The organism is Stutzerimonas sp. Brlt_14 (assembly GCF_051948915.1).
Lineage (GTDB): Bacteria > Pseudomonadota > Gammaproteobacteria > Pseudomonadales > Pseudomonadaceae > Stutzerimonas > Stutzerimonas stutzeri.
Window position 1 is genome coordinate 202,494 of sequence record NZ_JAYJLM010000005.1, and the last position, 25,420, is coordinate 227,913.

Here is a 25,420-nt window from a genome sequence, read left to right on the forward strand (position 1 = left end):
GCAGCATCTCTTAGCGGTGCTGCTGCACGTCAAGGATGGCCTTCAAGCGCGCTTTCATTAATGCATACTCGCTTCCTCAGGCTGTTCGGCTCGGGCATGTATCGCCCTTGTCGGGGCGTCCGAATTGCTATCGTTTTTGGGACCGGCGCATGGACAAGAAGTCATTATCCGAGCGGGATATCTGCAGCAAATTCATCTCGCCTGCGATCGCCATGGCGGGCTGGGATATTCAGAAGCAGGTCCGTGAAGAAGTCAGCTTCACCAAAGGGCGCATCATTGTGCGCGGCAAGCTGCACAGCCGCGGCGAGTCACGCCGTGCTGACTACATTCTCTATCATCAGCCGAACCTTCCGATTGCCGTTATTGAGGCCAAGGACAATAAGCACTCTCTGGGCTCGGGTATGCAGCAGGCGCTGGGATATGCCGAAGCGCTGGACGTGCCGTTCGTTTTTTCCAGCAACGGCGATGGCTTCCTGTTTCACGACCGCAGCGGCACGGGTGATCAGGTCGAAACGGAGCTGAGCCTCGACCAGTTCCCAAGCCCCATCGAACTCTGGCAGCGCTATTGCCGCTGGAAGGGCCTCGAAGGTGATGCTCGGCAAAAGGCCGAGGCGCCGTACTACGACGACGGCTCGGGGCGCATGCCGCGTTACTACCAGACCAACGCCATCAATCGCACCGTTGAGGCCGTCGCGCGAGGGCAGGATCGCATTCTGCTGGTCATGGCCACCGGCACCGGCAAGACCTACACCGCCTTTCAGATCATCTGGCGGCTGTGGAAGTCGAAGCAGAAGAAACGCATCCTTTTTCTGGCCGACCGCAACATCCTCGTCGACCAGACCAAGAACAACGACTTCAAGCCCTTCGGCGCGGCGATGACCAAGATCGCCAAGCGGCAGATCGATACGTCCTACGAGATCTACCTGTCGCTGTATCAGGCCGTGACCGGTGCCGAAGAAGAGCAGAACGTCTACAAGCAGTTCTCCCGAGACTTCTTCGATCTGATCGTGATTGACGAATGCCACCGAGGCAGCGCAGCGGAGGATTCAGCCTGGCGAGAGATTCTTGACTACTTCTCTGGTGCTACCCATATCGGCCTCACCGCCACGCCGAAGGAAACCAAAGAGGTTTCCAGCATCACCTACTTCGGTGAGCCGGTGTACAGCTACACCTTGAAGCAAGGTATCGAAGACGGCTTTCTCGCACCGTACAAGGTGGTTCGGATCGATTTCGACAAAGACCTGCAAGGCTGGCGGCCACCCAAGGGCATGCTCGATAAAAATGGCGAGCTGATCGAAGACCGTATCTACAACCTCAAGGACATGGACCGCACCCTGGTCATCGAGGCGCGCACTCAGCTGGTAGCGCAGAAGGTCACCGAGTTTCTCAAAGCCACCGATCCGTACCAGAAGACCATCATTTTCTGCGACGACATCAACCACGCCGAGCGTATGCGGCAGGCGCTGGTCAACCTCAATCCTGAGCGCGTGGCCGAGAATCGCAAGTACGTCATGCGTATCACTGGGGATGATCAGGAAGGCAAGGCCGAGCTGGACAACTTTATCGACCCTGAGTCGCGCTACCCGGCCATTGCCACCACCAGCAAGCTGATGACCACCGGTGTTGATGCCCAGACCTGCAAGCTGGTAGTGCTCGACCAGCACATCAAATCCATGACCGAGTTCAAGCAGATCATCGGACGGGGCACCCGCATCAACGAGGATTTCGGCAAATACTGGTTCACCATCATGGATTTCAAGAAGGCCACCGAGCTGTTTGCCGATCCGGCCTTCGATGGCGATCCCGTTGTGATTTACGCTCCGTCAAGCGATGAGCCTCCGGTCCCGCCGGACGATCTGTCGGAAGGCGACGGTATTACCGCAGGCAGCGAGGCCGAGGCCGGTGAGCTGGAGTTCACTGGCGAAGAGGGCGGCAAAAAGCGCATCAAGTACGTCATCGACAGCATTCCGATCTATGTCATCGCCGAGCGCGTGCAGTACTACGGTCCGGACGGCCGGCTCATTACCGAGTCGCTGAACGACTACACCCGCACCTGCGTAAAAAAGCAGTTCGCTTCGCTGGACGACTTTCTCCGCCGCTGGAGTGATGCCGAGCAGAAGAGGGCGATCATTGACGAATTGGCTGCTCAGGGCGTGATGTGGGAAGCCCTGGCCGAAGAAGTGGAAAAGAAGCAGGGCAAGCTATTGGATCCGTTCGACCTGATCTGCCATGTCGCCTTCGACCAGCCCGCTTTATCGCGTCGCGAGCGTGCCGACCAGGTCAAGAAGCGCAACTACTTCGCCAAATACTCCGGCGCTGCGCGTCAGGTGCTCGAGGCGTTGCTCGACAAGTACGCCGATACGGGCATTGAGCACATTGAAGACATCAAGATCTTGCAGCTTGAACCCTTCAGCCAGTTAGGTGCACCTGTGGAACTTGTGAGGGCGTTTGGCGGTAAGCCTGGCTATCAGCAAGCCATTCACGATCTAGAGGCTGAGTTGTATGGCTCTTGATGCCTTCGGCTAGCCGCGCTGTCCGCTAAGCGACAGCCACTCAAAACGTAACCGACTTGCAGCCTTCTTTGGAAATACAAATGGCATCAGCGCCCAAGGGGGCCACGCTACGTGGAATTACCCCTCCAGGCACGGACGAATACATCCGTGCGCTACGCACCATCGAGCCAGAAATAACAGCGCTACAGCGTGACATGCTCATCGCGCACGCTCGCTTTCCTGGGCACGCATGCACCATGACGCAGTTGGCTGCCCTGGTAGGGAAAGCCAGCTTCCAAGTAGCGAATATCCAATATGGAAGATTGGGCGGCAAACTTATTACAGCGCTTGGTATCCCTAGCCCGAAGTGGAAGGTTTATGCCATTGCTGGCTTTGATGATGATCCAGAAACAGGGGAAAGCAGAGCCTGCATGTATCCAGAGGTTAAGGCAGCACTGCAGCAAATGGGATGGATATCAGGCGAAGCGTCCAATGAAGCGCCGCGTTTAAGCGAGCTGCAGTCGGTAGCAAAGCATGCAGTACCCACCCCGGATGTCGGCATGCTTAGCATTAACGAAGTCATTACGACTTTGCAGCAGCGAGGGTTTACGAAACCGGCCCAATCAGGCCTGAAAGTAGTCCGCCTAGATCATCCAGACTTGGCGTCCCCTGTGTACGTCAAGCAAAGCAGCAGTATCCACGCTCGCCTGCAAGCGCCTCTCGTGCTTCATCCCCAGTACGAGGCTGACGTGCAAGACCTGCTATCGCTGCCCGGTATCGCAAGGGGGCATACGCGCTACTACCACAACAGCAATCTGCGCGGCTTTCCTAAGCGGCGCAACGGAGGGGCAAGCGACATTGCCTATGGTGTGGATGTAGGATTCCACAACAGCGCAGCCTTGCTGATGCTGGTCGATCAACTACTAGGCGAGTCGCGGACGCTGGTTTCGAACTCGGAGCACTCCGCCGACTTAGCCCAGGTTCTACCAGAAGACATCGCGCTGACAGACACCGAACGCGACGCCTTGATCAAGGCGCGCGTCGGTCAAAGCGGCTATCGCGATGAACTGCTTGGGTATTGGGGCGGCTGTGCCGTCACCGACTGCTGCGTGCCGACGCTGTTGCGCGCCTCACACATCAAACCCTGGCGCGCCGCCAGTGGGGCAGAGCGGCTCGACAAGTTCAACGGGCTCCTGCTGACACCAAACCTTGACCTGGCCTTCGACCAAGGCTTGATCAGCTTCGATGACCATGGGCAGATTCTCCTTGGCGAGGATCTGGACCCCGACAGCGCTCGAGCGCTCAATATCACCCCCGACCTTCGCCTGCGCCAGATCGACCCGCGTCATCGCGGCTACCTGGCCTGGCATCGTGACAATCTGTTTAGGAAGTAAGCATGTCCATCAGCTCCACCATCAAATCCATCCAGGACATCATGCGCAAAGACGTGGGTGTCGACGGCGACGCCCAGCGCATCGGCCAGCTGGTCTGGCTGCTGTTCCTCAAGATCTTCGATGACCGCGAGCTGGAATGGGAGCTGATGGACGACAACTACCGCTCGCCCATCCCCGAAAGCTGCCGCTGGCGCACCTGGGCTGCCGACCCGGAAGGCATGACCGGTGATGCGCTGAAGGACTTCATCGACAACAACCTGTTCCCGCAGCTACAGAACCTGCACGAATACAGCAACACGCCATCCGCCTTTGTGGTGCGCAGCGTGTTCGAAGACGCCTACAACTACATGAAGTCCGGCCAACTGCTGCGCCAGGTGATCAATAAGATCCAGCAGGGCGTGGACTTCAACAAGGCGCAGGAGCGCCACGAGTTCGGTAACCTCTACGAACAACTGCTGCGCGACCTGCAGAACGCCGGTAACGCCGGTGAGTTCTACACGCCGCGCCCGGTCACCGAATTCATGGTGCGCATGGTCGATCCCAAGCTGGACGAGAAGGTGATGGACCCGGCCTGCGGCACCGGCGGCTTTCTCACCTGTACCATCGAGCACAAGCGCAGCCGCTATGTAAAAACCGCCGAGGATGAGCGGGTACTGCAGGCGAGCATCTACGGTGTGGAGAAGAAGCCGCTGCCGCACCTGTTGGCCACCACCAACATGATCCTCCATGGCATCGAAGTGCCGAACCAGATCCGCCACGACAATACCCTGGCCCGTCCGCTGATCAGCTGGGGCCCGAAAGAGCGGGTCGACTGCATCGTCGCCAACCCACCGTTTGGCGGCATGGAAGAAGACGGTATCGAAACCAACTTCCCGGCCGCCTTCCGTACCCGCGAAACGGCTGACCTGTTTCTGGTGCTGATCATGCACCTGCTGAAAGAGGGCGGCCGCGCTGCAGTGGTGCTTCCTGACGGCTTCCTGTTCGGTGAAGGCATCAAAAGCCGCATCAAGGAAAAGCTGCTCACCGAGTGCAACCTGCACACCATCGTTCGCTTGCCCAACGGTGTGTTCAACCCCTACACCGGCATCAAGACCAACCTGCTGTTCTTCACCAAGGGCACGCCGACCAAAGAGGTGTGGTTCTACGAGCACCAGTACCCGGCAGGCGTTAAGAACTACTCCAAGACGCGCCCCATGCGCATCGAAGAGTTCGCCGTGGAAGAGGCCTGGTGGGGCACTGAGGCCGATGGCTTTGCCGCACGCGTGGAAAACGAGTTCGCCTGGAAGGTCAGCCTGGATGAACTGAAAGCTCGCAACTGGAACCTCGACTGCAAGAACCCCCATGTCGGCGAGCAGATCAGCCACGACCCGGACCAGTTGCTACGAGACTACGCCCAGCTGCAAGGCGAAATCAGCCAGCTGCGCGACCAGCTCAAGGCCGTGCTGGCCGAGGCGCTGGAGCGGCCATGAGCGACGTCGCGATCTATGAAAGTGCCAGCGGCCAGATCGCCGTCACCGTCGAGCACGACAGCGTATGGCTACGCCAGGAGCAGCTGGCCGAGCTGTTCGGCCGTGACCGCACCGTGATCGGCCGGCATATCCGCAACGTCTTCGCCGAGGGCGAGCTGGAGCGTGAAAGCAATGTGCAAAATCTGCACATTGCTGGCTCTGACAAGCCGGTGACCTTTTACAACCTCGACGTGATCATCTCTCTCGGCTACCGGGTGAAGTCCCGTGAAGGCACGCGCTTTCGCCAATGGGCCAATGAGGTACTCAAGCAACACCTGACCCGCGGCTACAGTCTCAACCGCGAACGCTTCGAGGCCAACGCTCGCGAGCTGGAGGCGGCATTGGAACTGGTGCGCAAGGCCGCTCGCACGCCCGAACTGGGCGAAGCCGGCGGGCGTGGGCTAGTGGAAATCGTCAGCCGCTACACCCAGACCTTCCTCTGGCTGCAGCGCTACGACGAAGGCCTGCTCACCGAGCCAACGGGCAGCCCCGGCGGTGAGTTGCCCGATGCTAACCAGGCGCGCCGGCAGCTGGCCGAGCTCAAAGTCCAGCTGATGGCCCGTGGCGAAGCCAGCGACCTGTTCGCTCGTGAACGCGGCGACGGCCTGGCGGCGCTGCTCGGCAACCTCGAACAAAGCGTCTTCGGCGAACCGGCCTACCCGAGCCTTGAGAGCAAAGCGGCCCACCTGCTGTACTTCGTGGTCAAGAACCATCCCTTTGCCGATGGCAATAAACGCAGTGGCGCCTACCTCTTCGTCGACTTCCTGCACCGCAACGACCGCCTGCTTGATGCCGAGGGCAACGCCGTGATCAACGACACCGGCCTGGCGGCGTTGACCCTGCTGGTCGCCGAATCCGCCCCCGCACAGAAAGACACCCTGATCCGCCTGATCATGAACATGCTTGCCCCGGAAACCCGCCCATGACCGCTTTGCTGACCGATAACCTGCCGCTGCTGGCCGGCGCGCCCAATGGCATCAAAAAGCTGCGTGAGCTAATTCTGGAACTGGCGGTGCGCGGCAAGTTGGTGCCGCAAGATCCCAGTGATGAGCCGGCCAGTGAGTTGCTTAAGCGGGTTGCCGAGGAAAAGGCGCGGTTGGTGGCTGAGGGGAAGATCAGAAAGCCCAAGCCTCTAGCAAAGATCAGCGAAGAAAAACCGTTTGAGCTGCCTGCCGGTTGGGAGTGGTCGCGCCTTGGAGAGTTGGGTCTGATCGGCTCCAGCTCGCGTGTACATCAGAAAGATTGGCAAGCTAGCGGAGTTCCTTTCTACCGCGCTCGGGAAATAGTACGGCTAGCCAAAGATGGCTTCGTTGACAATGAGCTATTCATTTCAGAAAAGCTTTATCAGGAGCTATCCACTGGAGGGTCAGTTCCAGAATCCGGCGACATAATGCTTACAGGGGTGGGAACGATTGGCGTCCCATATCGTGTGCGGGTATATGATCGCTTTTATTTTAAGGATGCTAGTGTCCTGATTTTTAAAAACTACATTGGTGATAATTCAGACTACCTTCTCAAATACTTTGAGTCGCCGCTTTGGGTAAACACCATACATTCAGAGAGCATGGGTACAACCGTACATACGCTCACTATCGCAAGAGCTAATGAAACACCTTGCCCGCTGCCCCCACTCGCCGAACAACACCGCATCGTCGCCAAAGTCGATGAGCTAATGGCTTTGTGCGACCGCCTGGAAGCCCAGCAGGCCGACGCCGAAAGCGCCCACGCGCAACTGGTGCAAGCGATGCTCGGCAGCCTGACTCAGGCCGCCGATGCTGAGGACTTCGCCGCCAGCTGGCACCGCCTGGCCGAAAACTTCCACACCCTGTTCACCACCGAATCCAGTATTGACGCCCTCAAACAAACCCTGCTGCAACTGGCCGTGATGGGCAAACTGGTGCCGCAGGATCCCAACGATGAGCCGGCCAGTGAGTTGCTTAAGCGGATTGCCAAGGAAAAGGCCCGTTTGGTTGCTGAGGGTAAGCTCAAGAAGCAGAAGCCGCTCGCTGAAATCGATGAGTCCGAAATGTCATTTGAGCCTCCTTCGGGCTGGAAGTGGCAACGCTTTGCCGAATTTGCATTGGATGTTTCTACTGGCCCATTTGGATCGTTGATCCATCAATCAGACTATGTAGATGGAGGGGTTCCCTTGGTGAACCCATCTCACATGGTCGATGGGCGCATAGTCGCTGACAGTTCTGTTTCTCTTTTGCCCGAGAGGGCTGTAAGCCTTGATTCATACCGATTATCGGCGGGAGATATTGTTATGGCTCGACGTGGTGAAGTTGGGCGCGCAGCACTGGTCACCGAAGCGGAGGAGGGCTGGCTCTGTGGCACCGGAAGCTTTGTTCTCCGATTCACTTCGGAAATTTCAAGAGCCTATGTCTGGATTCTGTTCCGGTGCCATTCGGTTCGCACTTATCTGGCCGGTGCAGCCGTGGGTACAACCATGGTGAATCTAAATCACGGCATTCTTCTGAAAATGCCAATTGCGGTTCCGCCCATTATCGAACAGCACCGTATCGTCGCCAAAGTCGATCAGCTGATGGCGCTCTGCGATCAACTCAAAACCCGCCTGACCCAGGCTCGCCAACTCAATGAACGGCTGGCTACCGCATTGGTCGAGCAGGCCGTGGCCTAAACGCAGGAGTGCAGGGATGCCTATACGCACGCAAGTCTGGACCGTCGGAGCGCAACCCGTAGCCCTCAAGGCGGCGCGGTTAGTCAGCGAGCAGTTGCTCGAGAATATGATCGTCGCAGCACCGGCATTGGTTTCGGAGGCCTGGCTGCTGATCGGTCAGCAGGAAAGCACCGGCTATGGTGGTCGCATCGACCTGCTGGCACTGGCGCCGGATGCCTCGCTGGTGCTGATCGAACTCAAACGCGACCGCACCCCACGTGAGGTGGTGGCGCAGGCGCTGGACTATGCCGCCTGGGTCGAGCGGCTGGAGGCGGACGAGATTGCTGCCATCTACCAGCGCTTCAAGCCGCAGGGCGATCTGGCTGCTGATTTCCAGGCGCGTTTCGGCGTGCCGCTGGATGCCGAGTCGCTCAATCAGAGCCATCAGATCGTTATCGTCGCCGTCGAGCTGGATGCCAGCAGCGAGCGCATCGTCAGCTACCTCAGCGAGCGCGATATAGCGATCAATGTGCTGTGCTTTCAGGTGTTCCAACTCGGTGAGCTGCAACTGATCAGCCGCGCTTGGCTACTCGACCCAGCCGAGACGCCGCAACCCACAGCTGTGGCCAAGCCCGGTACACCCAGCGAGCCCTGGAACGGCGAGTTCTACTGCTCCTTCGGCCACGGCCCCAGCCGCTCCTGGCCCGAGGCACGGCAGTTTGGCTTCATCTGCGGCGGTGGTGGCAGCTGGTACAGCAACAGCCTGAAGGTACTCAGCCCTGGCGACCGCATCTGGGTAAACGTCCCCGGCGCCGGCTATGTCGGCGTTGCGCGGGTTACCAGCCATGCCACCCCAGCCATCGAGTTTCGTATTCCCTATCAAGGCACCGAGGTGCCGGCGCTGGAACTGCTCAACGGCGCTAATTATCACCGTGACCTGGCCGATGACCCGGAGCGTTGTGAGTACTTCGTCTCAGTGGAGTGGCTGTTCAGCCTACCGCTGAACGAAGCCATCAAGGAAGTCGGCCTGTTCGGCAACCAGAACACTATCTGCCGCCCAACCACCCCGAAGTGGCGATGGACGGTGGACCGATTGAAAGAACGCTTCGGCGTGAAAGCCTGATTCGCGAATTGCTTTGATCCCTCTGCTTTAAACGGACGCTTTGGTCATGATGGATTTGCTGCAACACCTGATCCCCGATTTCGCCCATATGTTCAGCGCCAACCCTAACGGCATCAGCGCCTGGTTCTGGTTGGTCACCGCACTGATCTTCGGGTTTTCGCTGTTCTTCTTGATGCTGCATTTCCGGCATTTCAAAGCGCGCATGCGTGCACTGCGCTCGCTGCTGGACGGGCAGAGCAAGGACACCCTGGCTGCCAGCCGAAGAGAAACGCTGCACAAGGCACAGGAACTGAAGGCATCCAATGTCGGCATGCTCTGGCGCGAGTTCGATGAAAGTCTCGTGCAGTCGTCCGACCAGCAAAAGCTGTTCAACACTCTGGATGCCGAGCATTTCTTCAATGCGCGCACGCTGGCCAGTGGTCTGACGGCTAGCCGCCTGCTGGCTGCGGCGCCCAGCTTCCTGGTGGCGGTCGGTGTGTTGGGTACCTTCGTTGGTTTGACCGTCGGGCTTGAGGGGCTGGTGGGTACGTCCGACGAGATCGAAGCGCTGAAGGGCGGCATCAACAAGCTGATCTCCGGCGCTGCTGTGGCGTTCATGACATCTGTGTGGGGCGTTGCCTTCAGCCTGCTGCTGAACATCATTGAGAAGATGTTCGAGCGTAGTGCGCTGAATGATATTCAGCGGCTGCAGCACGATATCGACTTTCTCTACCCACGCATTCCCGCCGAGCAATCGCTGGTGCATATCGCGGAATACGGGAAGGAGAGCAAGGAAGCGCTGCAGGAATTGCACGAGCGCATTGGCGATCGGCTGCAGGAAACCCTCAATGGCATGAATGAGGCCATGCAGACAGCGCTGACCGATGCACTGAACAATATCATGGCTCCCGCTATTCAGACGTTGGTCAGCACTACCAGCCAGCAATCTACCCAGGTGCTGGAAACCCTGGTTGGAAGCTTCATGGACGGTATGACGTCGGTTGGCCGGGAGCAGGGCAGCCAGATGCAACAGGCCGCTGCCGACGTGAACGCGGCTGTAAGCGGCATGAGTGAGCGCCTGAACCAGCTGTTCACCAGTTTGAGCGAGCAACAGGGACGGCAGATGGAGGTTGCGCAGCAGCAGAGCAGCCAGTTCGAAGCTCAATTGCAACGCATTGCTGGCTCTGCAGATCAGCGGCAGGAACAGCTGGAGCAGCGTTTCAGCGAGCTGATGGCCGGACTGTCGAGCCAGTTGCAGGGGCAGTTGGGCTCTGCGCAGCGCCGCGATGAAGAGCGGCAGGCGATGTTCGAGCGTTTGCTGAGTGAGTCCAGTGCCAATCAGGCGGCGCTTCTGGAGAAGTTCTCCAGTTCCACTCAGGACCAGATGCGAGTGATGGCCGAGGCGGGCAATGAGCGGCATAACAACCTGGAGAAGGTGTTCTCCCGGTTGATGATGAACCTGAACACGCAGCTCGATACGCAGATGGGGGCCGCCGAGCAGCGTGAGCAGGCCAGGGCACAGCGCCACGAGGAGCAGCAAGCGGCGGTACTGGCGCAACAGCAGCAGCTGATCGGCAATCTGGGCCAGACCAGCCAACAGCAGATTGGCGCCATTGCCGAAGCCGCTGCGACGCAACAGCGCAATCTCGAGGAAACGGTCAGCAAGCTGCTCGGCAGTTTCAATGAGCAGGTCAGCGGGTACGGCGTGCAGGCGGAGCAGCGTGAACAGAGCCGCCAGCAGCGCTGTAACGAACAATTGGAAAACATGGCTGCGCAGCAGCAGGAGTTGCTGGCAGGTATCGCGTCCGCCGTTCAGGTTACCCAGCAGCAGAGCAGGCAAATGGCTGAGCAGCATCAGCAGCTGATGACGCGCCTGCAACAGGCTACTGAAGCGGCCGCGACCAGCAGCAAGCACATGGATAGCAGCGCCAATCAGTTGGGCCTGCTTTCTGCCAACCTTCGCCAGGCCGCTGATGCGCTGGGCCAGCGCCTGGAGGCAGTAACCCAGAGCGTGGAAGCTGCGAGCACACAAAATGCCGCGTTGGCTGCACAACTGCAGGGCCAGGCAAGTTCGCTGTCGCAGCTGCAGGCGGCACTACTCGAAGGCGCGCAGCGCTTCGAGCAGGCCGCAAGTGAAGCACGCAATGGCTTTGGTGACATGAAACAGACGCAGCAGGAATTCCTGTCCGGCGTAAGGCATGAATTTACAACGCTGGGTGAGACGCTGCGTGCCCAAGTGGAGGCAGTTGAAAAGCAGGCTGAAGAGTGGCTGCGTAGCTACGCCTCCGAAGTGCGTATGCAGACTGAGGACCGCATGAACAAGTGGAACGAGGTCTCGCTTGCCTATGCCGATCAGATGCATCGCAACGTCCAGGCGGTGAGCGGGATTCTGGATGAGCTGGAGGCACGCTGATGCGCTTTCGCAAGTCGCATGACGTGGCCGTCGATGAGGAAAACCCGTACTGGATGTCCTTCTCGGACATTATGTCGGCGCTGCTGGTGATCTTCATTCTGGCCTCGGTGATCCTGATCCTGCAGCTGATGGACATTCAGCAGAAGTTGGAGGAGCGGCAGGTCCAGTTCGAACAGGAAATCGAAGAGCTGAAAAAGGCGGAGCAAGTGCGCCGCACCATCCTCGATGAGGCAGTTGAGGCACTACGCAGGCGCGGCATCAAGGTGGAGGTCAGCGAGAATCACACGGTGCTGAGTATTCCCAACGACCTTCTTGGCTTCGATACCGGTGCCTATGAAATCCATTCGGCCTATCAGGCGCGAGCGCTTGAGATCGGCAAGGTCATCAATGAGGTGATCTCGCGTGATGACCGGGTGGAATTCCTGGACACGATTTTTATCGAGGGCCACACGGATAATCGCCCGTTGCCGGGATTCATGGGCAAAGGCAACTGGGGGCTTTCCACCTTTCGTGCTATTTCGCTCTGGCAGTTCTGGGGGGACGCCTTGGCGCGCGAGGAGCAGTTGTCGCGCCTGAACAACAAGGACGGAAAACCGCTGTTCTCGGTCAGCGGGTATGGCGAAACGCGTCCGGCCGTGGCCGATCAGGTCACGGAGGAAGACTTCAAACGTAATCGCCGAATCGACATTCGTTTCACCATCCGTCGTCCGGATAGCGCCCAGTACGAGCAAGTCAAGGAGCGGCTGGGGGAGGCCAAGCCATGAGGCTGCCTCCAGTAGAGTTTCCTGCGGCCAGCTGGGGCGCTCAGATGCTCGAGCGCTGGACTGTACTGGCAAAAAAGGCTGCCACTATGGAGACGGAGGCCGGAAACAATGATGCGTTTGAGCGCATGTGCGCTGAACTGCGTCGGATGGCCTTCACGCTGCGCTGTGATGTGCTGCCAGAGTTGTTAAAGCGCCGGATAACGGCTCGCGCGCTGACTTCGTTGTGGCTCAACGACGAAGTAGTCGAATTACTCAACGCACGCTTGCTAACCACCTTGCTGAGGGCGCAGCAACCACGTCTCACCCGTATGACGCTGCAGCAATTGGTACAGCTGTATTTCCGACGATTCGATCGGCTGGATGAGAAGGAAGGGCTGCGCGAGCTTTTGGAGCGGAGCCTGTTACAGCAGCTTGACCTAATCCCGCCCTCGAAAATCCAGACATCAAGGGCCGATCCGCTGGTTACGCTCAAGCGCGAGGGGCATTGGTTGCTGAGCCTCGATGGTCCACGTCATCTCGCTGAACGAGTGCGTCAAGGCGGACGTGAGCTTGGCGAGACGTTCATCGAACTCGGTCTGCACGGCTTTGATGATGGCCGATATGGCGATATCTGCCGGGCGCACTTTTATCTCGAAACGTTGCGACACTTGCCCCTTGGCGACTCTGATCCAGTGTTGGATGAGCTGCTAAAGCCATCCGTTGCCAAGGCGCCATTCGAAGGCGCGCGGCGTATCGGCCATGTTGCGCTTGAGATCCTCATTGATCGTGCCGGCCAGGAAGCCGGCGAAGTCTGGCAGAACTTTATCCTCAACCTGGCAGGGGACCCTCGTATCTCCAGCTCCGCGGTGAACTTCCGGGAGTGGTGGCAGCCGTTGGGCGAAGAGCGCATTCAAAAGGTTCGGGGCTGGTTATCCAAAGAGGACCTGCGGCTGTTCCTGCAGGCCGTTGAGCAATACGGGCTTGAAACAGCCAATATGGAAATGCAGCGGATGTTCCCCGCCCGCAAGCGATTCCTTGAAGGGCTCTTCAAGCTGAAGTTAATTCGTAACACTCGCCTCCTACTGGGCGGCAAGGCACAACAGTCGGTCAAGCGAATCCTGGGCAAGGACGTTAAGACCAGCTTCGCGCGAATGGATGGGCCGATGAATGACAAGGCCGTGATCTATCTGGACTGCGGTGACTTCCATCTGGTTGAGGGCTCACATAGTTTCAAGATCTGGGTCTACCTGGCAGCGCCTGGCGAAACCCTCAGAACTTATGAGCGCAATACCTTCAGTCATCAAGACCTGACCACCACGGTCCCCGGGACTTATAAGAAACTCTACCCTGGGTTGCCTTACGATGCTTTTGTGCACACCCCACACGCCTGGCAGAACAAGGTCTTCACCTTCCTGGCCGAGAATGGCATTGCTCTTGATGTCGAGCAGCTTCTGAGCGCTGAGGACTATCGCCTTCAGCTTCGTAAATTCGGGATCCCTGCCGTAAGTGCCAAGCGCACGGTGGTTCCTGCTCCGGCGAAAGAATGGGCCAAAGCGGTAGCGCGAGCGCCGACGGCTGCTCAACAAGGAACTGAACACGCTGCGGCGCTGCCGTCACGCAACGCCGATGTGCCAACCCCACCACGGCGTTCAGCTGATGTATCAGTGGCTGCAAATGGTGCGGTGAGTTCAAGCGCCGTTGCCTCCGGGCGCGACAACCCGGTTCTGCAACGAACGAAGCTGCCGCCTTTTAGCTCTCTCCAGCTGGCGGCCCTGCGTTATCTCGAGACTCATCCACGTTGCGGTTTCTATGCGTTGCTGGAAGCAGTAAGCAACCAGGGCGGCAATGTGTTGAACGTGAAAACAATGTTGGAGAGCAGCCTCTCTCAGTACGTCCAGCAGGACGAAGAGGGGAAGTGGTTGCTGTCGACCCATGGTGAGCAGTTAGTAGCCGAGCTGGTCCGGTCGGAGCCACCAGACGCAAGTCAGAGCGTGTCGAGTGCCGCAAATGCCAATGCAAGCGCAAATGCGGGCTCGAGGGTCGCTAGGCTCGAGCCGTTTGCGCTGGCCGTATTGCGTTATTTCGCGGCCAACCCAGGCGATAAGGTTCGTTATGCGGCAAATGTACTTGAAGTCGACGCGAGGCTGGTAAATCAGGCTCTATACGGGCCATTGAAAGGGATCTGTACGCAGGATGACAAGTACGGATGGCAGCTGACGGGCGTGGCTCAACGGGAGCTGGAAGCGTTCGAGGCTGAGGGGAGAGAGCAGTAATGAGACTTTTCGATGTTCTGAAGTCGTTGATTGGCGAACGTGATGTGGCGGTCGGTAGTCAGGAGGGGTTTGCGTCGAGTGCAGACTCCAACGGAGTCAATTTTTATCTTCCCGTCCAGACGTTCAAAGCGTTGCAGGAAGGCAAGGGCAACGCGCTGCAGAAAATTCAGCTGATTGTCCTGAACATGCTCTCTGAGCAGGGCATAGCAGAGCATACGGCCAACGGCTTTCATATCGGCGCTGAAGATATTGCCGGTATGGACAGTGAGCAGGCCGATATTCTGCGGCTGCCACGGCGGTTCATGGGGCGCTTTCAGACTTCCATCAGCGGGCGCACAGGTAACAGCGGCTTTCGCGTTGGGCTTGCCGTTGAAGTGGCTGAAGGCCTCACACCTTTCTCGCGCAAAGGCCCGTATTTGTGTCTGACGAGTACCGAGCGTTACTGGCTTACGCCAGCTGAGCTGATGGGGCTGATGGCTTGGGAAAAGCATGAGTCTCTCGAGCCTGCACAGCGAGGGGAGGCGGCTAACCTTCGTTTGATGGCCGAGCTACAGACAGCTGCCCGAAGCGGTATGCGCATCGATCTGAGTCATTTCGATCGGCTTGATGTTGTCGTTCCGGAAAATGTTGGCGTCATTGCGACCCGACTGCCAGACGGTAGCCTGATGCTGTGCCCGAGTCTGGGGGATGGATCGACGCCCGATCAGCTGGAGAAGCGCTGGTCGCAGCTCGACATGAGCGCTGACGGGGGTGTGTTGCGAATCGACAATCGTGTGGTGCTGCTCGATCAGGCCAAGATGGACGGCATTCGCAATGTGCTGGTCAACAAACGAATCCCGCCAGATAAGGTCGCCGAGTTCATCGCCTCGCCTACGGCCTTTCTGGATGCTGCACTGGTAAATCTCGAGGTCGGTTTCTCAGTCCGCGTAGCTGGCATTGGCAAGCTGCAGCATATGGACTTTGGCACGTTGGATACGGCTAAGAATGATTGGTTTGCCTTGGATAAGCGCCCCGCGCCAGCGGAGATCATCCCGAAGTTGGTTCAGACGCCGGAGGAGTTGGAGCGTTTTGAGGAGGTGCTGCGGTCCGCGATAGAGCAGGGTGCGACGAGTCTCAGTTTTGCTGGTGAGGTCATCGACATTTCAGACGCGCCGCTTGTGGCGCGTCAATTGGAACGGGTGAAAGAGACGCTCGAGAAGCCCGAGTTGTCGGAGCCGCCGGCCGCAGCTGAAGACCTCTTTGACGAGCCCAAGGAGAAGGTTGCTGTCATTCTTAAGGATGCCGGCGAAATCAACTCGACACTACTGGCAAAAGCCAGCAACGCTCGCTTACTGGAAGCACCGGACTGGTCCGCTTATGCGCGGCAGCCATTCCCGCATCAGGTCGAAGGTATTGAGTGGATGCTCAGGCTGATGAACGCCGCGTTATCTGACGATCATGATGACCTCTATCGGCTACAGGGCAGCCTGCTCGCCGACGATATGGGGCTGGGCAAAACATACATGTCGCTGGTCGCAATCGGTGAATACATGGCAGCCCAGCGCCGAAGCGAAAAGCCGCAAAAACCAGTCCTGGTAGTCGCACCACTTAGCCTGTTGGAAAACTGGGAAGACGAAGTTGGAAAGACCTTTCTAAGCATTCCGTTCCGCGATCTCGTGGTGCTGCAAGCTGGACGAGACTTGAACCGCTACCGCGTCAAGGGCGCCGAGAGAGAGTCTGTTCAACTGGCTGCCCTGGCCGATGATGACGGCATGATGGATGCCCAGAGCATTCGTTATGCGTTGACCATTGGCCCGGAGGCGGGTGCTCAACGTCTGGATATGGACCGTCGTTTGGTTCTAACAACGTACCAGACGCTGCGTGACTACCAGTTTTCTCTGTGCAGGATCGACTGGGGCATGGTCATTTTCGACGAGGCGCAGAACATCAAGAACCCTAACGCACTGCAAACCCGTGCGGCAAAGGGGTTAAAGGCTGACTTCAAATTGTTGGCCACAGGCACGCCCGTGGAGAACAGCCTCGGCGACTTCTGGTGTTTGATGGATACGGCTCAGCCAGGGTTGTTTGGCAGCTGGGAAAACTACCGAGACACTTGGATCAAGCCGATTCTCTCGGCCGGGGAGGAGGAGCGCGACGAGGTCCGTGTTCGTCTGGGTGAGCAACTGCGCAAGGCGGTCGGGCCGTTCATGCTGCGTCGTGTGAAGGAAGACCAGCTCAAAGGCCTGCCCAGCAAAACTATCCGTAGTGGGGTAGAGCAGGTCGATCGAGGCATTCAGCGTTACGCGCCTGAGTTGGGTGTCTCAATGCGCGGGATTCAACTGCAGGTGTATGACGATGTGCTAGATGGATACCGTGCTCGACGCGCCAGCGCAGATGACATGCGTGGTTCGGCTCTAGCGGCGCTTACGCAGTTGCGCTCCGTATCGTTGCACCCTCGTTTGGATGATGAACCATCTCTCTACAGTCGGGACGGCCACCATGCGCGCCAGTTGATGTCCGAGTCAGGCAAGCTAGCCGTAATGCTCAAACTGCTGGACGAAATTCGGGATAAGGGCGAAAAGGTCATCCTGTTCATGATGACTAAGCGCCTGCAAAGGGTTCTAAAACTGTGGCTTGATCAGATCTACGGCCTAGACATTGCCGTTATCAACGGAGATACAAAAGCGGTAGCTACCAAAGCGGAGGAAATGACCCGTAAGAAGCTCATTTCAGCATTTGAAGCGAAGTCAGGCTTCAACGTACTGGTCATGTCGCCGGTCGCAGCGGGTGTAGGGTTGACGGTTGTCGGAGCTAACCACGTTGTTCACCTGGAACGGCACTGGAACCCAGCAAAAGAGGCGCAGGCCTCTGACCGTGTCTATCGCATCGGGCAGCAGAAGGAGGTATTTATCCATCTGCCCGCCGTAACACATCCGCAATTCGATTCTTTCGATGTGCATCTGGATCGGCTGCTGCGCGGAAAGTTGATGCTCAAAGATGCTGTGGTGACACCAGAAGCTGTAAGTGAGAGCGAGATGATCCACTCGATGGGGCTTTAGTTCACGTTATGGGCGGGCCTGGCAGGAAGCTGGGGCTTGCTGCAATGTCCGCATTCGCCCAAGGGGCAGTCAAGCGACCGTTGCACTGTCTGCTAAACAACGACATCGGACCTCGGGCCGCGCTATTCCATCCCTTCTGTAACGATACTGTGACCCACCTTCCTCAGCCAGGACCGCTAATCTTGCGTTGGTATGCTAGATATCGCTAGAGCAGCCTACGAGACATCATGAGATATGGGAGCTGAAGCGATGGGTGATCTATCAGTTCAGGCAGAAATGCGGGGAGATGATAAAGCGTTGGAAAGGCATAGCATCAGAAATGCCGAGAAACTGGCAATGATGCTCGAAGACTATTTAAAACAGCGGTTCGGTTATAAATCCCCAGCTGTTACGTTCGGTATGCCGCGCTACTTAGTTTCAGCTCGGCGGAAGAAGTACGATCTTTACCTTCGCGTTACGCCTCCAAATTGTGAGCTCTGGCCCAGCGATACTCTTGTAATCGCAAAGATTGGCTTCCATCAGCAGCGGAAGGGGCATGGCACGCATCTCATGTCTTTCTTTGTGAGCAATGCGGATAGAGTTGGCTTTACGCATATAGGAATCGAGTCAATGAACCCGAACAGCTCCGCTTTTGCTGCTGCGCTTGGGTTCGCGCCGCATCGCTCTGAGCGTCATGTACGGGCGCCGGTTGAGGTCATTCAGCGATTTTTGCCCACGTGCTGAGCCAGGAGTATCGGTGATGGCGAGAGATAGGCAATTTTCTTGGATTAGATGAGAAGAGAGCTGCCTATCGGTACGCAAACTTGGTACGCAAGGTGGTACGCAAGCAAATGGCCCTTTGACCGCGTTGCGTACCAGGCTCGAAATTCCTTACTCAGCCTCTAGCGGACAACTTCTGGAGTTTGGAAGTGGTCCCGACGGTACAGGGTAACATGCGTCCATTGGCTCGCGAACGCAACCGCTATAGGGGCTCGCTAGTTGCCCGCGTGATGCTGTGGTGGGATGGGACTCCATCTGTCCCTGGCTCCTCCTCAACTGGTGGACACCAGTGCAAACCGCCATCAGGGAGATGAACAAAGGCTCCGTTGAAAGATCTGTTCGGCATCTTCCCCTTAATGTGAAAACTCCATAGGCGCATGAGCGCGTCATGTCGGCGACGAATCGCATGGCGGATGTTCACTGGCACTGCTCCGTGCAACGGCCTGGATTGACGAAGTTAGAGCATGTCGGGCGCCGCGGATACCCTTGTTCCAACCTGTTTGCCGCCCCTCGCGTGCTCGTAGTGGTTTTCTCGACCGCAGGTCTCGGCATTTCGATAGCCTAGCAACGGACCGGAGCTCGGCAGCAATGGCAATGGCAGTGGCAATGAGCAAGGCGGAGCGAGCAGCGCTTAATGCGCTCAAGAACGGGGCGACGTTCGCTGAGGCAATGGATATGCTGCCCAAGCCGACGCCGGAGCAGCTGGCACAACTGGACGAGAACGGCGATTACATCCTTCCACCAAACAGCTCAGAGCTGAACACGGAGCAGCGCCCGGCGCCACGGCAGTCTAGCTAGTGCTTACATTTGCCACTCACTATGTAACCTCGACGTAGAATCGGAGCGAGCGAGTTGGCGAGTTCCCGTGCCAGTAGCGACGCCCGAATCTACTTTCTCGAGCGTCGCTATGACTATGGCTGAGGAGAGCGTCCGCTGTGAGCTAGGTGACACATTGCTATTGAAGGTTGCGTAGCAGCTGTTCCTGGTCCCGGAGTAACTGTCTCAGCTCGCGCAGCTGCGGTCGAATTCCCCTTTCCAGGCATTGCGTGAGGCGCAGGTTTTACCCTCAGCGCTCGCTGGGACGGTGCTTTGCTCCCACGGCTTCCATTGTTGTATCAACGCCGCCTGGCGCGCACGTCGCTCGGGTGTCCAGCCGTTCGCCATATGTAACCTCCAATAGTTCGTTTGGCCCGTTTCGGATTTCACGTGCGCGCGTGGGCACGGTCCCATTGTTCACCTGCACTTGATTGCCAATGTTCGCTTGCCGTACGAAAGCGATCTGCTTCGGCGCTTTCAGCTCTGCTAGGGTCTGCAGTGTCGTACGCGTTTGGTTCTGCGCCTTCAGTGCCAGACGCATGTAGCGCTCCATCACGTCTAGTGACTTAACGGAAACGCACGACTAGCGAGCTTTGCAAATAGCCCATCCAAGGCGTGGGCCTGAGCAATGAGCATGCTTTCCGGCCGCGACATATTGTCTGTATGAACAGCAGCGGTTTGCTCCTTGAGTTCAGTGACCAGTTCTGTGATCTGAGCGTGATCTAACTTATGGCAGGCTGTTAACACGGTGGCGCTAAGGAATTCGGGGCTTGTTGCTTTTTGCGCAACGGTTGGTCACCAGGTTCCTTGTGGCGAGGTTCGACTTGCTGATTTGTTTCCATCAGGTTTGCTCCGGTTTTATTGATCGAGCGCTGCGACATCCGCGACAACTGCGACAGCTGTCGTAGTTACTGGTGGGGGGTGTTGCGACAGACCTGCGACAGATTGCGACAAAGGATCACAATCAGTGGGTTTGTCGCTGGCTGTCGCAAGCGTGTCGCAGCCGCCTGTCTCATGGTTGTCGTGGGCTGTCGCAAATGTCGCGGTTGTCGCAGCTGGATTGACGCGGTACCGGTTAACCCCTTCGGCGAATAAGTAGTGGTGTTCTACAAGTAGGGTAAGTAGTGCGTCTCGATGCTTGGCGCTCTGTCGGGCAACCGTCGGCCCTCGACGCTGCAAGGTTCTAGCGTCGAAAGTTTCCCAGTGGTTCTGGATTAGCCAGCTGATTAACCGATGCGCCTGGAGCAGCTGCGGATCCAACGTTGCCGGATAGGCCAGGCGCAGTGCCTCGCCGAGATACCAGCTCACCAGCGTCACGGCGCGCTCAATAATGGGGTGGGTTAGGCTTGAAGCCCTCTCGGTAATGGCGAGCACACCAGCAATGCGGAGAATGTTTTCTCCGCCCTTGGCGGCTGTTGGCTTGATGTCTTCCATGCGGCCATTTCGGCCCAATTCCGCCTCGATAGCATCGTGTGCTGCGATCCAAACAGTTTTGGCGTCCGCGTCCATCTTCAGCTCAGTCGGTTCGAGCTCGCCGCGATCGTTCATGGGCGGCTCACGGAGCAGGAGATCGGTCATGCGCGCCCAATACCGCAGCAAGCGCGGATCATGGCTTGAGTTCGAATGTTGATAAAAACGCGTACCTGCCAACGACTGGGGCCATGCAACCAAGAAACGGGCAAGAAATCCCTGTCCGCGCAGTATCGGGTCCCCCAATACCTTATTCGCAACGACGGGTTGGATCATAAGGTGGGCGCTCAGGCGGCAACCGCTGCGTGATGCGCTCTCGCCCTCGGCGGCACGGGTACGGGTGATTGGTGCGCCATCCCACAGCTTCGAAAGACCTGCGACGCTTTTGAGCATGTTTTCCGGCTTGTTGGCGTGACCTCCAAAAAACTGCCCACCTTCATCGCTGAAGAGCCCTTGCGACGGGTACCCACGGAGCAGCGACTTTTGCAGTCCCTCCAAGGTAGGTTCTTCAACCAGGATGAATGGCAAAGGAGGCGGATCGGGTTCTTGCAATGCGTCCAACCCAGCGGCGGCGGCCGCGGGGTTGGCTTTTGCTTTTTCCAGAATGGCAGCGCGTGCGCACTGATACGCGTCTCGCTGGTCCCGATACTCCTTCTGCTCGGCGCTATAACGCTCCAGCAGTGCGCTCTGTCGTTCGTGATGCGCGCGCAAAGCCAGGCGGTCAGCAGCGGACTTGCGATCACCAGACTCGGCCACGGTAAGCACAAACAGCGACAGGGGGATCGGCTGCCCATCCCGGATGGCGTTACCGTGAGGCTGTGCCGCCATCGCAGCGGCCGCAAGGACCGATTGTGCCGCAAGCGCCGCAGGCACTTGTACAGCTTCCACTATTGCAGCGGCAGCACCTCCCAGTACTTCGCCCAAGGCTTCCAGCGGATAGGGAACGGCCGCTTCCACTTCAGGCAACAGCGGCGTTGGTTCGGGGTAGCTCGGATCAGGAATTAGGAACGGCTCCATTAGTACCCCTCCTGCCAGTTTTTCAGGTCGTTGAAGTCGGAAAGACTTAACGGTTCTGCGCCGCTCCATGGCGGGAACACGACGCCACAGCCGAGTTGTTCGGCGGCACGCTCCGCGGAGGTGCGCCCCGGATTGCCCTTGGTCTGGCGGTCGTCATCGCCGGCAATGACCAAAGGACTATTTGGGTGAATGCGGCGCAACTGCTGACCGACAGCCAGCAGGTTTCCGGCGTTCATTGCGCAGGCCACGGCGGCATCGGTGTGCTCGTGGATCGTGGCGCCTGTCGCCCAGCCTTCGCAGACGTAAATCAGTTTGCCAGGCTCCACCTTGCCCATAGGGCTGTGCGCGCCAGCCACGCGGCCACCAAACATAAAACGCTTGGTGCCGTCCGGGCAGATGCGTTGGAGATTGACCAGCTTGCACTCGTGGTACAGCGGAACCAGCAGGGTCGATTCCAGTTGGCGCAGGTTATGCGGCTGGCAGCCCTTGTTCACCAGGTAGGGATGGCTGGCTTTCGCTGGTACCGCAAGCACGTACAGTCGCATCGATTTGACCGCAGCAAGCTGCTGGCGGTGAAGTTGCTCCGCTTCCCGTTGACGGCGGGCCTGCTCGACACGTCTACGGATCGACTCGAGCTCGAAGGGGGTGGAGGGGTTGCGGCTGCTCCAGGTGTGCCATGTGGTACCACCTGTTTCTTTGAAGCTCCCAAACCAGCCCGATGCAATTCCGTCCGAGTACAGCGCATAAGCACCGTTGCGAGTGCCTGCGCGGTCACCAGGGACGTAGTAGCGGTGGATCTGGCCGTCCGCTTTGGGCAGCCAGTTAAGCGGGCCGTGGACAGCTTGCATGGCAGCGTGAAGATGGGCTTCGATCATTTGAAAGCACCCCAAATGAGCATCACGGCAATCACGCTCAGCCCAACGACATCGGTACTCATCGGGTGGTAGCGAAGCCAGGCAATGGCCTTTTTCAGAGCGGCCGAGGGCGTCCCAGCCTTGCGGCGGGTTGGTGATTTCGGCATGGGTCAGTCCTCGCGATTGGAGAGCGCGTTACGTTCCAGAGTCGCCAAGATGGCGTTAGCGTGTTCACGCTCGGTGGCGGGAACGCTGTAGCGGGGGACGCGGCAACGCTTGCCCCAGCGGTTAGGCACCTTCTCCGGGGTGCGATTTAAGGTGACGCCGCGACGGTTCGCCAGTTCAGAGATAGTGCTATTCAAGCAGTGGTCCCCAAGGGGCTCAGCCTCAAAACGGTTCAAAGTCGCGCCTGCGAGGAAATACGCCAAGATGCTCATGGTCTTGCTGGGGACTTTGGCGGGAGGAGGCGTTTTCATTAGCGCACCTCGCCAGTATGGTCAGCAGTGCGACGCGCCAAGAACGCTGCAAGGTCCGAAACGCGGTAGCGCACCAGGCGGCCAACCTTTACAAACGGAAGGTTGTAACGGCCTGTAGAGCGCCAGACGGCCAAAGTGGTTTTTTTGGCGCCCAATACCTCAGCCGCCTGTATATCGCTGACTTGCGTAGGAGGGTTGTCCGGATCAAAGCCGAGCTGGGCGGCGATTTCGGCTTTGATAATGGCTTCAATGTTTACGGCGTGCTGCGTGGTCATAGGTACATCCCCGTGTTGGTGAACTCGACGGGGCTATGCTCAGCGTAATGAAGCATTAAAAAAATTGCCCACCCGTGACGGAAAAGGGGGTATCCGTGACGGTCAGGGGGTTTTTCGGGGCCGGCCGCCTTTCATGGCGTACTTGTATTCCTTCTCGGCAATGGGCCTGATCCAAGGGACTATGCTTTCGGCCTTGTCTGGTAGTGCGCTTTGATAGCCCATGTCGATGAGCTTCACCCAAACCATCTCGGCCATTTGTCCAATACGAATTGTCCGTGCTTCATCTGCTTTCCATAAACTGTTCGCGCAGCTTTGAGCAGCACCTCTAGCTGCTTCTTTCATTGCATTCGGCAGAAGCGTGCGGTCGCTTTTCTCTTTTTTTAGCGCACGTATTTGGTAAACGTTATGGGCGTTCAAGCAGGTAGCGAGATTCGCAAAACTCAGCGCCACGACGTTTATTTGCTCAATGGCCTGAGGATGAGCGACACGGACGGCTGACAAGGCTGTGAGCGAGTCCGCTAAAAACGATGCGCAGAGGTCTTTCATAGCAGCATCGTCAGTTATTAGGTCAATGGATGCTTTAAGCCCTTTGATCTGTTCAGAAAGCAATGTTTCGACATTCATTCTTCGTTACCACTGTGGTGATTTAGTGCTTCCCAACGTTGCGATTCGGTAGCTTCACCTACGCTCGCGGCTTGCTTCATCCCGGCAGCCGCTAGCATTGCCTGTGTTGCCGTATTAACCGATTGGCGTACCGGGTCCAGATCGAGACGGGCGTAGATGGCCGTTGCTTGGTGGGTCTTGTGGTTAAGCGACTTTCCAATAATGGACAGCGACGCCCCGGTCTTGGCTTGCCAGCTCCCAAGCGTGCGCCGCAAATCATGGATGCGTAGATCAGTCATGTCGTAGAGCGCCGGGTCAATATTTAGCGTATCGGCTATGCCTCGATAACGTTCCTCCGCTGCGGCTGCCGCGACGATGACTTCCGCGTTTGCCTGCTGGCGCTCCTCGGCGGTCAGTTTGCCCAGTTCTTCCATACGGTCGAGCAGACGACGCATGCTGGCGCGCCGCAGGATGGCGGCCCAAGCTTTCTTGGGTTCGACTAGGTGGCCAGTCTTGCCGTCGCCTGGAAATACGAAAGCTGACGCGGAGCTTGTTTGTTTGCGGGCGCGTAGAACGGAGACTGCCTCGGGGGACAGAGTCACGTTCTGCGGAGTGCCATTCTTGGTCATGCCGATGCGCCAGACATGAGCCTCTAGGTCGAGGTCGCGCCAGGCCATCGCCTGTACATTTGAGCGCCGCGCCCCGGTTAGCAGTGCTAGCAGAAAAAAATCACTCAAGCTCGACTCGCCGATTGCTTCAAATAGGTAGGGCAGTTCTACCCCTTGGGCGAAGCGGTCACGAGATGGCGCATGGTTCTTCTGGATGCGGCTTGCGGGACTGGTACCTTCGAATAGCTCCATGTCCGCGGCGTAGCTGAAAACCGAAGAAACGACAGCAAGTGCGCGATCGGCTTGCGCGGCGCTCCTCTTGGTGACCTTGGCGTGGATCGCCTTGATATCGGCGCGCGTAATCTGCGAAAGCTTCCTTGCCTTGATTGGCTCGAGGTACAGGCGTAACACGTCCGAATAATCGCGCTTCGTACGCTCGCCAAGTGGTGTGCCGTCGCGCTTGCGCTTTTTCTTGAGGAAGTCATCGAATACCTCGCCGAAACTTTGCTCCACTCGGATAGCTCGACGGGCTGCTGCTGGGTTTCCGCCCGCTTCGATTTCGGCATTAACGGCAGAGGCGTGTTTGCGCGCCTGCTCGACAGTCATGGCAGGGAATCGGCCAAGGGTAACGCGCTCGGGCTGGCCACCTTTCATGCGTCGATAAAGGGAAAACGTCTTTACCCCGCTTGGCGACACTCGAAGCTGTAGCCCCTGTATCTTGGTGTCGTGATAAGTGGCACGCTTTCCTGCCTCGGGCGGTGGTAGCGCCAGCAGCCTTTCTTTGCTGAACGCAATGTGGGTCGCGCCGGTCATGCCTTCCTCGCCGATTCTGGGGTTACGCTGGGGTTACGTATTTGGTCGAAATATGGATATTTCAGTGTAACCCCGTTAAACCTAGAATAGGCTTCACGCCGCACTCTGTATAGGCCCGTAAAGCTTCAGAGATGCGAGGGTATCCA

Annotated in this window: 20 protein-coding genes; 12 read left to right on the top strand and 8 right to left on the bottom strand. The window is 57.9% G+C overall.

Translation table 11 applies throughout. The annotated features are described in order from the left end of the window. The first annotated feature begins 149 nt into the window (after positions 1–149). The 12 genes from hsdR (at position 150) to VF716_RS14180 (ending at position 19,140) form a co-directional block, all read left to right on the top strand. The gene (gene hsdR / locus VF716_RS14125; protein ID WP_041755422.1) at positions 150–2,513 is read left to right on the top strand and encodes an EcoAI/FtnUII family type I restriction enzme subunit R; all 2,364 of its coding nucleotides are present in this window, start codon (positions 150–152) and stop codon (positions 2,511–2,513) included. Between the two features lie 236 nt (positions 2,514–2,749). Beyond that, the gene (locus tag VF716_RS14130; protein ID WP_238377723.1) at positions 2,750–3,886 is read left to right on the top strand and encodes an HNH endonuclease; all 1,137 of its coding nucleotides are present in this window, start codon (positions 2,750–2,752) and stop codon (positions 3,884–3,886) included. A gap of 2 nt (positions 3,887–3,888) precedes the next feature. Continuing rightward, positions 3,889–5,355: a type I restriction-modification system subunit M gene (locus tag VF716_RS14135; protein WP_285533207.1), complete on the top strand. Its 1,467-nt coding sequence runs from the start codon at positions 3,889–3,891 to the stop codon at positions 5,353–5,355. Next, entirely contained in the window at positions 5,352–6,320 is a 969-nt protein-coding gene (gene rhuM, locus VF716_RS14140) for a Fic family protein (RefSeq protein WP_125870950.1), read from the top strand. Before VF716_RS14135 ends, rhuM begins: the two co-directional genes overlap by 4 nt. Further along, entirely contained in the window at positions 6,317–8,035 is a 1,719-nt protein-coding gene (locus VF716_RS14145) for a restriction endonuclease subunit S (RefSeq protein WP_108241635.1), read from the top strand. Before rhuM ends, VF716_RS14145 begins: the two co-directional genes overlap by 4 nt. A gap of 16 nt (positions 8,036–8,051) precedes the next feature. Beyond that, positions 8,052–9,137, top strand: coding sequence for a nuclease (locus VF716_RS14150; protein ID WP_049325623.1), 1,086 nt, complete (start codon positions 8,052–8,054; stop codon positions 9,135–9,137). A 46-nt stretch (positions 9,138–9,183) separates the two neighbouring features. Continuing rightward, positions 9,184–11,529, top strand: a complete 2,346-nt coding sequence (gene zorA / locus VF716_RS14155; protein ID WP_049325622.1) for an anti-phage ZorAB system protein ZorA — start codon at positions 9,184–9,186, stop codon at positions 11,527–11,529. Next, positions 11,529–12,293, top strand: a complete 765-nt coding sequence (locus tag VF716_RS14160; protein WP_011912645.1) for an OmpA/MotB family protein — start codon at positions 11,529–11,531, stop codon at positions 12,291–12,293. Before zorA ends, VF716_RS14160 begins: the two co-directional genes overlap by 1 nt. Then, positions 12,290–14,545: an EH signature domain-containing protein gene (locus tag VF716_RS14165; RefSeq protein WP_125912228.1), complete on the top strand. Its 2,256-nt coding sequence runs from the start codon at positions 12,290–12,292 to the stop codon at positions 14,543–14,545. The genes VF716_RS14160 and VF716_RS14165 overlap by 4 nt, the downstream gene beginning before the upstream one ends. Next, entirely contained in the window at positions 14,545–17,583 is a 3,039-nt protein-coding gene (locus tag VF716_RS14170) for a DEAD/DEAH box helicase (RefSeq protein WP_011912649.1), read from the top strand. The genes VF716_RS14165 and VF716_RS14170 overlap by 1 nt, the downstream gene beginning before the upstream one ends. A gap of 249 nt (positions 17,584–17,832) precedes the next feature. Then, positions 17,833–18,306 (top strand): hypothetical protein, encoded by a 474-nt coding sequence (locus VF716_RS14175; protein ID WP_011912650.1) that lies wholly within the window; start codon positions 17,833–17,835, stop codon positions 18,304–18,306. 642 nt (positions 18,307–18,948) lie between these two features. Further along, positions 18,949–19,140 (top strand): hypothetical protein, encoded by a 192-nt coding sequence (locus VF716_RS14180; protein ID WP_232102377.1) that lies wholly within the window; start codon positions 18,949–18,951, stop codon positions 19,138–19,140. A gap of 268 nt (positions 19,141–19,408) precedes the next feature. Here VF716_RS14180 and VF716_RS14185 read toward each other — a convergent pair whose 3' ends face one another. The 8 genes from VF716_RS14185 to VF716_RS14220 form a co-directional block, all read right to left on the bottom strand. Next, complete coding sequence (locus VF716_RS14185) at positions 19,409–19,699, bottom strand: hypothetical protein (protein ID WP_011912652.1); 291 nt, start codon at positions 19,697–19,699, stop codon at positions 19,409–19,411. A 317-nt stretch (positions 19,700–20,016) separates the two neighbouring features. Beyond that, positions 20,017–21,645: a YfjI family protein gene (locus tag VF716_RS14190; RefSeq protein WP_014596253.1), complete on the bottom strand. Its 1,629-nt coding sequence runs from the start codon at positions 21,643–21,645 to the stop codon at positions 20,017–20,019. Further along, positions 21,645–22,520: a toprim domain-containing protein gene (locus VF716_RS14195; RefSeq protein WP_011912654.1), complete on the bottom strand. Its 876-nt coding sequence runs from the start codon at positions 22,518–22,520 to the stop codon at positions 21,645–21,647. Before VF716_RS14195 ends, VF716_RS14190 begins: the two co-directional genes overlap by 1 nt. Then, positions 22,517–22,666 carry a hypothetical protein gene (locus tag VF716_RS14200; protein WP_014596255.1) on the bottom strand — a complete coding sequence of 50 codons (150 nt, stop codon included), beginning with the start codon at positions 22,664–22,666 and terminating at the stop codon, positions 22,517–22,519. Before VF716_RS14200 ends, VF716_RS14195 begins: the two co-directional genes overlap by 4 nt. A 3-nt stretch (positions 22,667–22,669) precedes the next feature. After that, positions 22,670–22,975 carry a hypothetical protein gene (locus VF716_RS14205; protein ID WP_020307376.1) on the bottom strand — a complete coding sequence of 102 codons (306 nt, stop codon included), beginning with the start codon at positions 22,973–22,975 and terminating at the stop codon, positions 22,670–22,672. Continuing rightward, positions 22,975–23,250: a helix-turn-helix domain-containing protein gene (locus tag VF716_RS14210; RefSeq protein WP_014596256.1), complete on the bottom strand. Its 276-nt coding sequence runs from the start codon at positions 23,248–23,250 to the stop codon at positions 22,975–22,977. Before VF716_RS14210 ends, VF716_RS14205 begins: the two co-directional genes overlap by 1 nt. Before the next feature lie 102 nt (positions 23,251–23,352). Beyond that, complete coding sequence (locus tag VF716_RS14215; RefSeq protein ID WP_020307377.1) at positions 23,353–23,874, bottom strand: hypothetical protein; 522 nt, start codon at positions 23,872–23,874, stop codon at positions 23,353–23,355. Then, positions 23,871–25,274 (bottom strand): tyrosine-type recombinase/integrase, encoded by a 1,404-nt coding sequence (locus VF716_RS14220; RefSeq protein WP_014596258.1) that lies wholly within the window; start codon positions 25,272–25,274, stop codon positions 23,871–23,873. The genes VF716_RS14215 and VF716_RS14220 overlap by 4 nt, the downstream gene beginning before the upstream one ends. Between the last annotated feature and the right edge of the window lie 146 nt (positions 25,275–25,420).